Source organism: Streptomyces sp. NPDC045968 (assembly GCF_056430475.1).
In genome coordinates, this window is record NZ_JBWKLF010000006.1 from 314,910 (window position 1) to 328,204 (window position 13,295).

Below are 13,295 nucleotides of genomic sequence, written 5' to 3' on the forward strand. Positions count from 1 at the left end.
GTGGGGCACCAGGTTGAGGTGATCGTCACAGAGCGCACGTGTCCTGCGACACAGCTGTCACGACTCCCGCGTGCGCCCGGTCCCCGGCGCCGGGGACCGCGAAGTGCTGCCTGACCAGGTGCATCGCCTCCGTGTGCGGGGGGCCCAGCCGGCGCTTCTCGGCCAGATGCGCCCACAGGTGCAGCAGTTCACGGCCGTGCGCCGAAGCGGCCCGCTCGTCGAGCAGTCGCTCCCACGCCGCTGTCGCGCGCAGGACGTCGTCGGCGGCGCGCGCGTCCCCGAGCCCGCAGCGGATCCGGGCGACCCCGATGGCCAGCGACGTGGCCAGGGGGTGGTCGCCGGCGAGATGGGCGACGTACGCCTCCATCGCCCGCGCCTCAAGTGCCTGCGGATGCCCGGCCCCGTGGTCACCGGCGAGACGCTCGCGCAGCGCGGCGGCGAGGACGCCCGCGTGTTCCGCGTCGCCTCCGTCGACGGCATCCCTGATGCGTTGTACGCGCTCGGCGACGGCGGCCGGGACCGGGACCGGCTCCAAGCGGCCCTCGTTCACGTCCCCGTTTCCGTTTCCGTTCTCGCCCTCGTTCTCGCTCTCACCCTCGTTCTCGTTCTCGTTCTCGTCGGGATCGGGGATGCGGCTGGAGCCGTCCGGTGCCACTTCGATGCGCACGGTGTGGGCGGCCGGGCGGTCGAAGACGGTGGCGCGCACCGGCCCCCGGTGGTCGCGCGCATGGCGCTGGAGGAGGTCGAGGATCGCCTCGTGGACGGACTGCCCCTCGTCGACGTCGACGGGCTCCCCGTTGAGGACGGCCGCGTACTCGTCGGAGACGTACACGTCGAAGAGCAGGGGGGCGAGTGCGCGTGCGGGCTCCGACGGGCCGGGGCGGTCGAGGGCGGTGAGCTCTGGCATGCGGGAATCCCTTCGCCGGATGTGAACGGGGGGCTGAGTGCGCGTTCAAGCTCCTCGACGGATGTGCGGAGCCACCGGTTCAACGGGCCCTCGACGAACTCTCGGTGCTCCCGCCGAGGAGCCCGTCCGGGATTGAACCGCGTGCCGGGCGGGATGCGTGGTGGCTGTCCGACAACGGCCGTACGGCCCCGGAGACCGAGACGTGGAGGCACATCGTGGCTGACCTGGAACAGCGGGAGGACCGTGCGTACGAGCCGGGAGCGACGGGATTCGTCCCCTGGCTGATGACCCTGATGCTCCTGACCCCGTTGGCTCTTGCCGCCGTCTGGCTGGGCGGCAGCCTGGGCGTCGCGCTCGTCGGCGACGGCTGGAATCCGCCGCCGTTCTCCCTGGAGTCCCTCTCCGCGCTGGCCCGTGGCGGTACGGGCGTGCTGTGGCCCGGGGCGCCGACGGGTGCGGTCGTGGCCGGCATCGCGTCCCTGGCGGGCGCCCTGTTCGGCGTGGCCGCTCTGGGGTTCTTCGCGGCGGACCCGGTGCTCGCGTCCGCCTCCGCGCGCAGGGCGGCGCGGACCGCGGCCGCCGGGGACGACGCGACCGGCGCTCACCTGCCAGCTCCGGCCCACCGGCCGAAGGACACGGGCCCGGCCCCGGCCGCGTCCGTCTCCTGAGCCACGCGCGTGTCCGCTCTCCACGCATCCGCCGCCGCCCCGACGACGGCCCGCATCGGTGACATCGACGTGCTGCGCGGCTTCGCTCTGCTCGGCATCCTGCTGATCAACGCCCAGCTCATGGCCGGCCCCGCCGCCGCGTCCGTCGGCGGGGCCGGCGCCGGGCTTGCGGACCGGAGCGCCGCCTGGGTGGTGACGGCCCTGGTCGCCGGCAAGTTCTACCTTCTCTTCTCGTTTCTCTTCGGCTACGGCTTCACCGTGCAGCAGCGTTCCGCCGAGCACGCGGCCGTCGCTTTCGCGCCCCGCCATCTCCGCCGGACCGCCGCACTGTTCCTGCTCGGCCTCGCCCACGCCGTACTGCTGTACCCGGGCGACATCCTGATGACGTACGCGGCCCTGGGGCTCGTACTGTTCGCACTGCGTGACGTGTCGCCCTGGGCGCTCCTGCGGATCGCGGCCGGCCTCGTCGGTACGCTCGCCGCCCTGCTCCTCACCTACGGTCTGCTCACGCTCGCGCTGAGCGGGCCGGAGCGGACGGAGGACGTCGCCGCCACGACGGCGGGCACGGTGACGGGGTACCGGGGCGGCCCCGGCTCGGTGATCCTCACGAACATCGAGCTGCTGCCGGAATTCCTCGGCGCGAACGTCCTCTACTCCGCCGATCTGCTGGCTGCCTTCCTCGTCGGCCTCGCCGCCGGCAGGTGGCGGATCCTCGCCTGCCCGGAGCGCCACCGGGAGGGGATGCGGCGCGTCGTCCGCCGATGGCTGCCCCTCGGCCTGGCCGGCGGAATCCTCATGGCGGCGTGCACCGGCGGTCCGCTGGGCGGGGACTGGTTCCACATCGGCCGGGCGGCCGGGATTCTCACGGCTCCCGCCCTCACCGCCGCGTACGCCTGCGGGGTGCTCCTGCTCGTACGCACCCCCGCCGGGCGGAGGGTCGGAGCAGCGCTCGCACCCGCGGGGCGGATGTCGCTCACCAACTACCTGACGCAGTCGCTCGTCCTGGCCCTGGTCTTCACCGGGTACGGCCTCGGCCTGTACGGGCGGCTGGGCACCACGGCCGTCCTGTCGGGCTGTCTGGTCCTGTACGCCGCCCAACTCGCCCTGAGCGGCGTGCTGCTGAGGCACTTCCGGAGCGGTCCGGTGGAATTCCTGGTGCGCGCGGCGACCCGGGGCGGCTTCCCGCGGCGGGCACGGTAGCCGCCCCGGAGTTCACCGGCCGTAGGTCTCCGTCACGGGTACGTCCTTGGGCCGGTGCGCCCCGGGCTTGCAGCCGGCGAACGGACCGGAGGGATCACGCAAGGCGGACATGACGTGCGTGAGGTAGTCACGGTGCCAGACCGCGGGGCCGGTCAGGCCGGCCGCCGGGTCGGTGAGCTCCTGCCAGGCCATCCACAGCCCGTAGAGCTGCGCCACCGCCTCCTCGTGCTCCCACCACCGCGCGCACCAGGGGGCGGACGAGGTGGTCTCCCTGCCGTAGACCGGGATCAGGAGGTGCTGCACCCACCGGCTCAGGAGGCTCAGCGCCTCTTCATGCAGCGGACCGTCCAGATACACGATGAACTGCGGTCCCTGCTGCTGTGTGTTCCCGGCCGGTTCGGCACGCTCGACGGCACTGGTCATGCGGGGTCGCCTCCCACAGGTTGATGGGCATATCGGTGATCGGCTGATCGACACCGGCACTACGCACAGGACGCGCGGATGGTTCAGTCCATGCCTTTCTCCGGGCCGCGCGTGAACCGGAATACCCAGGTATCCGTCGTGTGCATGCACACCGGTTCACGGGTTCACGGGACCAGACGGAGAACACATGGAAGGCAGCACGCCATGACGACACCAGAAGAAGTGGGCGGGCCCGTCCCGGTCGCCGTTCCCTCCGCTCAGGCGGTCGCACACCACAGGTGAGCCCGGACGCGCCGGTCCGAGACGAGTGGGCGGAACCGCATCCGCCCCACGAACCCCACAGAGAGGACACGCCGTCATGCCCGCCACGGGAGCTGCCGAGGGGATCACTGCACACGATCCCGGCGCCGCGAAGACAGCGATGGAACTGATTCTCCACGACCTTCTTGAGCTTCGGGAGCGCCTGAAACGGCAGGAGCAACGCAGACCAGCCCAGCCCGAGGAACCCCCCCGGGTGCAGGGGAACGAGTCCAGCGCGTCTGGTGCGCGGGACGCTTCTACGTCCACCGATACCGAGAAGCTGATCGCGTACATCATCCAGAAGATCCTGGAGCGAATCTCGCCACCGGGGCAGCAACAGCCCGGACCACAGGAGGCACCAGCACAGGCCCCGGACCGGTTCGCCCACCTCTACACCGACGAGAACAAGGGCAGGGCCGCGAGCATCGCGCAAGCGGTGGAGGCCGTACTGGCCGAGCACCCCGCGCTGGTGGAGATGTTCCACAACGGCCAACTCCCCCGGACCCAGCAGCTCGTCCAGCATGCGCACCTCGCAACGAGTGAGCGCCGCACGACCGCGGAGGCCGCAGCCCTTGTGTCCCCGGCGTCGGGCAGTGCCCCCGCGCCTCGCCCCGGCGGCGAGGAGGCATCGGACGAGCAGGAAGCCGGACTCAGCTATCTCATCCTCGACGACGAGGACGATCTGTCCGACATCGTGGACGCGTACCTCGACATGCCATCCACCACCCCCCTCGTCAGCGAAGACGCGGAGAACGACCTGTCCGACATCGTCGACGCGTACTACGAGCCGCTGCCCGCCAACCCGGCGCATGCCACCGCACCGAACGCCCTTCTCGGCGCCCAGCCCTCGCAGCGCGTCGAGGCAGCAGTCTCCACGGTCCCCGGCTCGACGCCGCCCACTCAGGGCAACAGGGCCACCGAGTACGCGCCCACGACCCCGGTCCCGATCCCACCGGCCCGCATGGCGTCGCCCACGCAAGGCCGTTAGACAACCGGGTGGGCGGGAGCACCCTCACCAGGTCCTCCCGCCCACCCGTACCGCACCAACCCCTCTCACACGGACTCCAGCGCTCCCCCCGCCTCCCCCGCCTCCGTCATGGCCGCCTTCGACCACGACCGCGCGGCCCGGTCCGTGATGGCCGCCACCTCCGCCTTCGCCGCCGCCGAGATGCGGCCCGCGTCCGGCTCCTTGTACCAGGGGCGGAGCCGGATCAACGCCGGCCGTACACCCGTGGCGAGCAGCAGTGCCGTGCCCTTCGGCAGCGCCCGTATCCGGTCCGGCGGCAACACCTGCTCCTGGCGGTACGAGGTGGAGCGGGAGGAGCCGTCCCTGCCTCTGGAGACGCTGACGGTGCTCACATCGTGCTGGCCCACCAGTTTGGAGATCTTCTCCACGAAGTCCGCGTCGTCCAGTCCCGCACCGAGCAGCTTGACCGTGGCGGCGCTCCACAGGGCGTCCATGCCCGCGTCCCCCCACACACGGGCGCCCTGGCGGTAACTCTGCAACAGGGTCACCACGTTGATGCCGCGCGAGCCGAAGTGGCTGTAGAGGTCGGGGAGATCAGCGATGCGGCACACGTTCGCCGCCTCGTCGAGCACCGCCGTCATCGGCGGGTCAAGCCGGCCGCCCATCCGCTCGGCGGCGACGACGCCCGCCCTCATGGTGGCGTCGGCGAGGCCGGCGATCACCCCGGCCGCCGAGCCGCCGCCGTCCTTGGACAGCAGATAGAGCGTGTCGCGTCCCAGGACATGCCGCTCGGGCCGGAACTGCTGTACGTCGGGGTCCCGGGTCACCCACGCCAGGATGCCCGGGTCCAGGAGACAGGAGACGCACTGCCGGGCCGTCTCGTAGATGCCGTCACGGGTCTCCACCGCGCCGCGCACCGTGCCCTGCAACTGCTCGGCCATGGCGGCCAGTCCGGCCTCGCGGAGCAGGTCGATCGGTGTGCGGTCGGCCGGGTCGGCGAGCCAGCCGAGCAGATCGGTCACCGGCGCACGGCCGCGTGCCGCCGCCAGGAACAGCGCGGTCAGCGTGTTCTGCGCCGCCGAGATCCAGAAGTCCTTCTGCGAGGCGTCGTCGTTGACGGAGGCCACGAAGTGGCCCGCCAGCCGACGCGAGCCCTCGATCGTGACGCACTCGGCGAGCATGTCCCACCACATCTCACGCGGGGTGTGGGCGATGCCCTGGGGGTCGAACGTCCAGACGGTGCCGGTCTTCGCCCGCTCGGCGCGGGTGACGGCGTACACATCCGACTTGTTCGACGTGAGGAGCACGGCCCCACGCGCGCGCAGCACCCGTGGGATGGCGATTCCGGTGGACTTTCCGGCGCGTGGTGCCATCAGGTCCAGTTCCACGTCCTCGTACGAGGAGCGCAGTTCGGGCCCGGAAGGCTCCAGGTCACCGAGGAGGTTCCCGGTCTCGTCGGGATGGAGCTCCTTCATTCCCTTCAGGGTCGGGCGCAGTTCGCGGGCGCGCGCGGCAATGCCCTTGGGGCCCATGGACGCGAGCTCCTTGCGGCCGGCGAGACCGGCGGAGTGCCCGCCCCCTCCCCGGGTCCGCAGGACGAGCCGGACGACCGGCACGGTCAGGGCGGCGAGTATGGCGAACAGGGCCACGATGCCGCCGTACACCCCGTAGGGCGAGGCGCCCGGCCAGAGCCGTTCCGCGCCCTCCGTGACCAGCGTGCCGAACGTCGACATGACGAAGGGCGGCGGATTCCAGCCCGCTCCGCTCACCGCGGCGCCCAGGGTGCCGCCCAGCCAGGTCACCCCGAACACGAGCAGCGACACACCGGCGACGCCCACGATCGCCCAGGGGGCGAGGTCGCTTCCCGGCCGGCCGCCGGGCTGCCCGCTCACGCGGGCCGCCGTACGGCCGGGGCGGACAGATCGACCACGGGACGCGACAGGTCCACGGCGGGGCCGAGATCCGCGAGGGCGGGTCCGGGGCCGTCGGTGAGGGCGGGTCCGGGGCCGTTGGCGAGGACGGCCGCCTCCGCCGCGGCTCGCTCGGCGGCCCGCGCCTCGGCGTAACCGTTGGACGCCCAGCGGGTGTTGGTGTCGTGCAGGCCTCGCTCGGTGTCGGTGATCGCCACCTTGATCGGGATGCCCGGGCGTCCGCCGACCTTGATGAGGAACCGGCCGCGGCCCGGCGGCTCCTCATCCGCCCCGGTGCTCGCCCAGCCGGGCGGCGACGACCAGGAGGAGACCAGCTCGATCTCCCGCCGCGACAGGCCGACCACCCTGCCGAGGTCCTCCATCTCGGCCCGCGGCAGTCCCGCGACGACGACCATCCCGGCCCGCTCGACGAATCCCCGCGCCTTGGCCCGGTCCGAGTCGGTACCCAGCGCCTCGGCGTCCTTCAGGGTGTGGGTGATCTTGGCGTCGCCCAGGCCGAGCGAGCGGTTGAGCCGGGTCAGGGCGTCGATCCGGTCGACGATGCCGGACGCGGCACGCAGCGGACGCCACAGCTCGTCGAGGACGGTGAAGAACCAGCGCCGGGGCGCGAGCCCGGCGTCGGCCAGCGCGTGCGAGGCCGCGACCGTGCCGAGCCCGTCCGACCAGGCGGCGAGCATCGCCGCCGCCGTCAGCTGGGTGTCGGCCTCACCGATACGGGAGATGTCGATGCACACCGCGGTGGCATCCGGGTTGATGTGGGTGGAGGTCTCCGAGGCGAAGGTGCCGCCCAGCGGCCCGTCCAGGATGCCGAGCAGCGAGCGGTGCAGGGGATCGACCGCGTCCCGGTACCTGGCGTCGTCCCCCCGGTCCAGGGTGACCGCGCGCACCCGTGCGGGCCCTTCGTCGAGCACCCTGAGCAGGTCGGGCAGGAGCAACGTGTGCCCCCGTGGGGTGCGTTCGCGCAGATGGTGCAGGCATACGGAGAGCACCGACTGCTCGTGGTCGTCCATGGGCCGGCCGCGCACGATCGTGATCAGCGCGGCCACCATGTTGAGGACACGGCCATGGGTCTCGGCGGCCAGTGCCTGCCCCGCCTCACCGCCGATGCGGTCGGCGGCGGCCCCCATCGCACCGGGGTCCAGGACGTTGATGCCGCCGACACCACGCCCGATGGAGATCACCTGGCCGCCCAGGGCCCGTACCGTGTCCGCGTAGTCCGGCTTGAGGTCACCCAGCACCAGCGGCACCACGCCTGTCGCGGACAGCCCGATGAGCATCCGGTTGATCAGCGTCGACTTCCCCAGACCCGGCATCCCGAGCATGAACAGGGAAGGGTTGGAGATGTACCGGGCCCGGGTGAACCAGGACAGCGGATCGCCGCACACGGTCGCCCCGGTGAACATGTGCTGCCCGAGGGGTACGCCGCTCATGGGCGCCCCCGAACCGGCGGCGAACGGCCAGAGCCCGCAGGCCTGCACGCTCGTGGCGCGCCACATGGTGGGCGGGTCCATGTAACCGACGCGCCCGCCGCCGGGGCCGGCCCATCCCCGGGAGGGCACGTACGCCTCACGGACGGGACGGGGACGGGCGGCCCGGCCCCCGCTCCCGCGCTTCCCCTTTCCGGCCGCCTTTCCCGTCGCCTCCGCGGCAGCGGGCCCGGCGTCCTTCCGGCCCTGCTTCCGCCCGGCCTCGTCCGGCCCGGCCTCGTCCGCGTCCGCGAACGAGATCCGGCTGAGCGCGGTGGTGCCGCCCGAGGAACCGGCCGGCCAGTCGGCGCCCAGGTCGAGGACCCGCACCGACGTGGGGGTGCCGCTCACAGCGCCTCCTGGAGCTCGTGCGGGATCAACGTCTGCTCCCACGGAAGGATGCCGACGGGCAGGGTGCAGCTGAACGCGGCGGCCTGCATCCGGTCGGCAGGGCGCATCGAAATGCGGGACGACGCAAGGAGGTTGCGTACGGTCACGTCGGCTTCGCCCAGCTGGTCGGCGGAGTCGACCGTGACGGTGAACATCAGCGAGAACTCGACCAGCCCCGCACCGGACGCCTCCTCCGCAGCCGTCTGTTCCGCCGCCCGCACCTCGGATGCGGCGCGCGCCTGCACCATCCCGCGGCCTGATGTGGCCATGAACTGGGCACTGCGGCGGTCGGCTTCGACGATCCGCGCGGAGGTCGCCGGGTCGATGGGCCGGTAGAGAAGCGCGACCCGCTTGCGCCGGGTCCCCGGTGCGGCCTCCAGCATGCTGCGCAGCACACCGGAGCGCACCGTGCCGCGAGGAGCCAGGGTGAGCAGCCAGCTGCGCGAGTAACCGGAGTCGTGCTGGTAGGACTTGACCGTCTCGACGCAGGCGGACGGGCCGGCGTCGTCCCACTCGAGTCCCGTACCCCCGTGCTGAGCGCGTGCGCTGAGCACGTCCGCCGCGACGGCGGGGTCGTACGCGACCCGTACGACTTCGGCGATCCGCTCGGCGGAGAGCGGGTACGCCGCGCCTCCTCCTGCTCCGACAAGTCCGGTGAGCAGACCGGGGATACGGATGGCGAGGTCGTTGACGACGTCCTCGTGCTTGCGCTTCTGGCCCGGCGGGACGCCGTAGGTCAGGGTGATGTAGGTGTGCATCTCGGAAGAGGCGGACGGGTAGCGCTCGACGACCTCCTCCATCACGGCACGCGCGGCCGGAGGGGCGTCCGGGGTGATCCGGGGCAGCACCTCGGCGGCCAGCCGGGTACCCGGGTCGGGGGCGGTCTCGACGACGACCGAGGCACCGCGCAGCCCCGGCTCGTGCGAGAGCCTGGCCAGCCACTCGCCCCACATCGCCACCCACACGTCGACCTGATCGGGGTCGACCAGGGACCCGCCGTCCGGCTCGCAGCCCAGCACGACGGAGTAGAGATTGCGCCGACGGTGGTGCAGCACGCCGAAGGGACGGTCGTACGCGTCGCGCCCCTCGCTCGCCGTCACCCGGTTCAGCAGGCCGGGCGGCCTGAACCGGCCGCCCGGGCGCTGCGACAGCGGCCCGGACACATAGACGTGCGCGCCCTTGGACTTACGGCGCAGCCAGCCGATGCGCAGAGTGAGCAACTGGTAGAGGTTGCGGCCGTCCTGGGTCCGCAGAGCCAGTGGCGTGAGGACGACGACCAGAGGGACGAGGACCACCACGGCGGCGAGCAGTGAGATCAGTGACGAGAGCAGCACCACGACGAGTCCGCCGAAGACTCCGAACGTACCGATCAGGCCGAGTGGGCCGAGTCCCGGGCGCCGGGGGCGGCGCCAGTTCCCGTAGGTGGGATGCGTAACGGCTTCCGTAGCCATGGTTCTGCTTCCTTCCTCAGTAGCTTGGTCGGGCCGATGCCCGTGGTCGTGTCAGGGTTCGGGGCCCCTGGGGCCTGGGCCCTGGGGGCCGTCCGGCGCTTCAGGACGAAGCCGTGGCCGGACGACCCGGTGGACCTCTCCGGACAGCCCCTAGCGGTTGTGGCCCGCGTCCCCGTCGGCGCCGTCCAGGGCTCCGCTCGCGATCCGGCCCACGCCTTGGGCGGCGGCCATCGCGGCGCCCAATGCGGCTCCGGCCGGACCCGCGGCGGCCGCCGCACCCGCACCACCGGCCGCACCCGCGCCACCCGCCGCACCACCGCCGACAGCGCCACCCGCACCGGCACCGCTGGCACCGCCGGCACCGCTCTGCTGACCGGCCGCTCCGGCCCCGCCGGCGGCACTCTGCTGACCGGCCGCACCCGTCCCGCCCGCGCTCCCGGCCGCACCGGCTCCGCCCGCGGATGCCGGAGCTCCGGAGGGCCCGGCCTTTCCTGCCGATCCGCCCCCGCTGCCGCCACCGCTTCCCGAGGCGACGGACTTCGCTCCGGAGGCGACCGCGCCGCCCGCGGCCGAGGCACCGTCCCCCACGCCGTTCCCGCCACCGAGCGCCGCGGTCGCGGGCACGATGAGCTTGAGGAGGGCGGGCAGCGCGACGGCGGAGAGGAGCATGACGCCGATACCGGCGATGCGTTCCTGGATGCCGTTCTCCTGGCCGTTCGAGATCATCGCGGAGCCCGCGTACATGACCAGTCCGGCCGCGGGTTTGTACAGCAGCCAGGCGATCATCCAGCCGATGTGCTTGCGCCACCAGCCGTTGCCCCAGTCCGTCATGGAGGCGGCGGCGGCCAGCGGAAGCGTGCCCAGCAGCACGATCATCACGCCGAGGCGGATGTAGAGCAGGATCGTGTGCAGGATGGCGGCGATCAGCAGCAGGAAGGCGAGGACGAGCAGCAGGAACGCCTCGATGCCTCCGGCGTTCTGGCAGCCGATGTTGTTGGTGAGCTGCTCGTACGCGGCCTGCTTGAAGAGGAAGTCGGCGTACCGGTCGGAGAGCCCCGCCAGCAGGGTCACCACCGTGGTCGCCGCACCGGCCACGAGAATCACCCGCAGCAGGCCCTTGAGCGCGGTCGTTCCCGCCTCCCCGCGTCGTTCGAGGGCCATTCTGATCGCGGCGAAGATCAGTGAGCCGACCGCCGTGTAGACGACCACCCACTGCGTCTGGTTGTTGACCTGTTGCGAGGTCTCGGTCGAGGAGAGCGTGGGAATCGAGACGGTCAGTTCACCGAAGGCCGCGATGGCGGCGGCGAGTACGGCGTTGGCGATGCCCGACACGATGGTGCCGATCGGGTCGCCCAGGAAGTCGAAGAAGCCCTTGATCGCGTCGACCAGCGGGTCCCCTGTGGGGCAGGAGGGCACGTCACACCTCCCACATGGTGAAGCCGTGGTTGCCTGTCACGATCGTCAGCGAGGTGTAGAGCGACCCGTTGGTCTCGGGCCGCACCTTCCAGTCGCCGCCGTCCCAGGCCACGGTGACGAAGGTCGTTCCGTAGCCACCGGAGCCGTTCCTGATGAGGAGTTGCACCTTGGCGGTCTCCTTGGAGTACGAGCTCAGCGCGAACCCGACGTAGGAGCCGGCCGCGCTTCCGTTGCCGGCCGATTCCGGCACGGTGCTCCGCTGCGCGACGAAGAGATCACGCCCGCGTCCGGGCACGACCTGCTGGTCGGTGACGGTGCGCCAGTCCTTGCCGCTCATCCGGGCGGGAATCACGTGGGCGGCCAGTACCGCGCCGAGGGGGGTGCGGGCGAAGCACCACATGACCGCACCGCTGGTCCGGACCGGCCCCGCCGATGGCGATACGGGCACCTTCGACATGCCCAGCGACCGCCATTCCAGATCCTCGGGCGACGCCGCGGGAGGCGTCTGGTCGCTGTCATCGGTGAGACAGCCGCCGGGCCGTTCGGGACCGGCCGCCTCGCCACCGGCCGGCACGCTCTTCGGCGCGGCGGAGGACAGCGGCCCCTTCTTCGCGGGGCTCCCCTGCCGGGCGGCCGCCGCGTCGTCACCCGTCGACAGCCAGGTGACCCCGGATATGACGAGGACGATGGCGAGAAAGGCCGCCGAGAGCAGCCACCCCTGCTGGTTCCAGAACGGCTGCTCCGTCCCGGCATCTCTCTGGTTACGTCCGAACATGATGTCCGCCCCCTTCCCGGTCTAGTCGAAGACGAAGGAGACGAGCGGGCCCGCGGTGGCCACCAGCACACAGCCGCCCAGCACCATGCCGAGACGGCTCATGTGCTCGGAACTCTCGCCGCGCTTCATGGAGATGGCCATCATGGCGCCGGTGATCAGGACACCGGCCACGCCCGCGGCGGTACCCGCCCAGGCGGCGATGCCGAGCACGACGTCGACCTTCTGGGTGAGCGCGTCCGGAGCATCGCTCTTCGGATTGGGCACGTTCGAGGCGTGGAAGAGCGAGGGGATGAGCGTTTTCATGGCTGTCTCCTGCGAGGGTCGTGCGCCACCGACCGGTGGCGATGAAGGAAGTAAGGTCGTCAACTGCCCGTACACACACCGGCAATTGACGAAGCGTCAAAGTGCGAGGGAGCCGAGGGAGGACACGATCGGCCCGGCCGTGGAGGCCAGGACGCAGGCGAGCATGACGAAGAAGAGCCCGCGGAAGTGTTCGCCGCCCTCCCCCGGCTGACCACTGCGCAACTGGAGCGCCATCAGCGTGCCGACCGTGATGACGCCTCCCACTCCGGCGGCCGAGGCGCACCAGGCGAGCAGGCCGAGAAGCTCGCCGGCCTCTGGCCCCGGCGAGAAGGTGGCGGCGAGCGTGGCGCCCGCCGAGGCGATACCGGGCACCGTCACTCCCCCGGCCCGTCGGGCCGCGTACCGGCGAGCGCACCCAGCCGGAACAGCTCCTTCGGGAGCTTTCTCGTCTCCTTGCCGAGCCGCCAGGCGGAGATCCAGGGGAGCCGCCGCACGGGAGCCGCGGACCTCAGAATCCGCACCCGGTTGGCGAGCGCGAGGGGGAGCCGGCCGGGCGCGTCGGCGACGAGCACCAGCGCCACCAGCTCCATTCCGGCGGGATGCCGGCCTTCACGGAGGGCGTTCAGGGCCCGGGACGCCGCGCGCATTCCGTCCCCATGGGTGCGGGCGACCAGCATCACGCGGGCGGGTTCGCCGCGGGAGGGGTCGGGCCACGCGCACCCGAGGTCGGTGCCGCCGAGCACCCGGGCCAGGGTGCTCACGCCGGCACCACCGTGTGCGCCGACCCAGCCGACTCCCGTACCGGACAGGGTTCCGGATCGCTCCCGGCGCGGGCGCTGCGACCGTCCGCTCCGCTCCGCAGGGCTTTTCACCCCCTGCGGGGCGACCGGCCGCACCATCGTCGTGGCCCCGTCCTCCGGAGTCACCGGCTCCCCGGCGGGCTGCTGACGCGTAGGCCCCCGTACCCACATCTGCGGACCGGCGGGCTCCGCTGAAGGGACAGTCATGCGTGCCCCACCCTCTCTTCTCACGAACGTCTCACGAGCGATTCATGCGCGTTTGAACTGGTCTGCTCCAGAACCCGTTCTCTTCCTTCGA

At 72.0% G+C, this 13,295-nt stretch carries 13 protein-coding genes; 3 read left to right on the plus strand and 10 right to left on the minus strand.

Features of this window, described 5'->3' with window-relative positions; all coding sequences use genetic code 11:
- Positions 1–25: 25 nt before the first annotated feature.
- Positions 26–907 (minus strand): hypothetical protein, encoded by an 882-nt coding sequence (locus AC07FA_RS19705; RefSeq protein WP_479077004.1) that lies wholly within the window; start codon positions 905–907, stop codon positions 26–28.
- A 215-nt stretch (positions 908–1,122) separates the two neighbouring features.
- Here AC07FA_RS19705 and AC07FA_RS19710 point away from each other — a divergent pair, with 215 nt between their 5' ends.
- Together AC07FA_RS19710 and AC07FA_RS19715 are read left to right on the plus strand one after the other, a co-directional pair.
- Complete coding sequence (locus AC07FA_RS19710) at positions 1,123–1,575, plus strand: hypothetical protein (RefSeq protein ID WP_479077006.1); 453 nt, start codon at positions 1,123–1,125, stop codon at positions 1,573–1,575.
- A 9-nt stretch (positions 1,576–1,584) separates the two neighbouring features.
- Positions 1,585–2,775, plus strand: coding sequence for a DUF418 domain-containing protein (locus AC07FA_RS19715; RefSeq protein ID WP_479077008.1), 1,191 nt, complete (start codon positions 1,585–1,587; stop codon positions 2,773–2,775).
- 12 nt (positions 2,776–2,787) lie between these two features.
- Here AC07FA_RS19715 and AC07FA_RS19720 read toward each other — a convergent pair whose 3' ends face one another.
- Positions 2,788–3,198, minus strand: coding sequence for a DUF4913 domain-containing protein (locus AC07FA_RS19720; protein WP_479077009.1), 411 nt, complete (start codon positions 3,196–3,198; stop codon positions 2,788–2,790).
- Positions 3,199–3,556: 358 nt separating this feature from the next.
- On the opposite strand from AC07FA_RS19720, the gene AC07FA_RS19725 reads away from it, so the two are divergent.
- Complete coding sequence (locus tag AC07FA_RS19725; protein WP_479077011.1) at positions 3,557–4,486, plus strand: hypothetical protein; 930 nt, start codon at positions 3,557–3,559, stop codon at positions 4,484–4,486.
- A gap of 65 nt (positions 4,487–4,551) precedes the next feature.
- On the opposite strand, the gene AC07FA_RS19730 is transcribed toward AC07FA_RS19725, so the two are convergent.
- The 8 genes from AC07FA_RS19730 to AC07FA_RS19765 form a co-directional block, all read right to left on the minus strand.
- Positions 4,552–6,357 (minus strand): type IV secretory system conjugative DNA transfer family protein, encoded by a 1,806-nt coding sequence (locus AC07FA_RS19730; RefSeq protein ID WP_479077013.1) that lies wholly within the window; start codon positions 6,355–6,357, stop codon positions 4,552–4,554.
- Positions 6,354–7,907, minus strand: a complete 1,554-nt coding sequence (locus AC07FA_RS19735) for an ATP/GTP-binding protein (protein ID WP_479077240.1) — start codon at positions 7,905–7,907, stop codon at positions 6,354–6,356. Before AC07FA_RS19735 ends, AC07FA_RS19730 begins: the two co-directional genes overlap by 4 nt.
- Positions 7,908–8,209: 302 nt before the next feature.
- Positions 8,210–9,703 (minus strand): SCO6880 family protein, encoded by a 1,494-nt coding sequence (locus AC07FA_RS19740; RefSeq protein WP_479077014.1) that lies wholly within the window; start codon positions 9,701–9,703, stop codon positions 8,210–8,212.
- Positions 9,704–9,853: 150 nt separating this feature from the next.
- Positions 9,854–11,119, minus strand: coding sequence for a hypothetical protein (locus AC07FA_RS19745; RefSeq protein ID WP_479077016.1), 1,266 nt, complete (start codon positions 11,117–11,119; stop codon positions 9,854–9,856).
- A 1-nt stretch (position 11,120) separates the two neighbouring features.
- Positions 11,121–11,894, minus strand: a complete 774-nt coding sequence (locus AC07FA_RS19750) for a DUF8175 domain-containg protein (protein ID WP_479077017.1) — start codon at positions 11,892–11,894, stop codon at positions 11,121–11,123.
- A 21-nt stretch (positions 11,895–11,915) separates the two neighbouring features.
- Entirely contained in the window at positions 11,916–12,197 is a 282-nt protein-coding gene (locus tag AC07FA_RS19755) for a hypothetical protein (RefSeq protein WP_479077019.1), read from the minus strand.
- 96 nt (positions 12,198–12,293) lie between these two features.
- The gene (locus AC07FA_RS19760; protein ID WP_479077021.1) at positions 12,294–12,569 is read right to left on the minus strand and encodes a hypothetical protein; all 276 of its coding nucleotides are present in this window, start codon (positions 12,567–12,569) and stop codon (positions 12,294–12,296) included.
- 2 nt (positions 12,570–12,571) lie between these two features.
- The gene (locus AC07FA_RS19765) at positions 12,572–13,204 is read right to left on the minus strand and encodes a DUF6668 family protein (protein ID WP_479077022.1); all 633 of its coding nucleotides are present in this window, start codon (positions 13,202–13,204) and stop codon (positions 12,572–12,574) included.
- Between the last annotated feature and the right edge of the window lie 91 nt (positions 13,205–13,295).

What these genes read in the sequence shown, in the direction of transcription:
- AC07FA_RS19705 (WP_479077004.1), bottom strand. Translation starts at nt 907, where the DNA reads ATGCCAGAGCTCACCGCCCTCGACCGCCCCGGCCCGTCGGAGCCCGCA.
- AC07FA_RS19735 (WP_479077240.1), bottom strand. Translation starts at nt 7,907, where the DNA reads ATGGACCCGCCCACCATGTGGCGCGCCACGAGCGTGCAGGCCTGCGGG.
- AC07FA_RS19720 (WP_479077009.1), bottom strand. Translation starts at nt 3,198, where the DNA reads ATGACCAGTGCCGTCGAGCGTGCCGAACCGGCCGGGAACACACAGCAG.
- AC07FA_RS19765 (WP_479077022.1), bottom strand. Translation starts at nt 13,204, where the DNA reads ATGACTGTCCCTTCAGCGGAGCCCGCCGGTCCGCAGATGTGGGTACGG.
- AC07FA_RS19740 (WP_479077014.1), bottom strand. Translation starts at nt 9,703, where the DNA reads ATGGCTACGGAAGCCGTTACGCATCCCACCTACGGGAACTGGCGCCGC.
- AC07FA_RS19755 (WP_479077019.1), bottom strand. Translation starts at nt 12,197, where the DNA reads ATGAAAACGCTCATCCCCTCGCTCTTCCACGCCTCGAACGTGCCCAAT.
- AC07FA_RS19750 (WP_479077017.1), bottom strand. Translation starts at nt 11,894, where the DNA reads ATGTTCGGACGTAACCAGAGAGATGCCGGGACGGAGCAGCCGTTCTGG.
- AC07FA_RS19725 (WP_479077011.1), top strand. Translation starts at nt 3,557, where the DNA reads ATGCCCGCCACGGGAGCTGCCGAGGGGATCACTGCACACGATCCCGGC.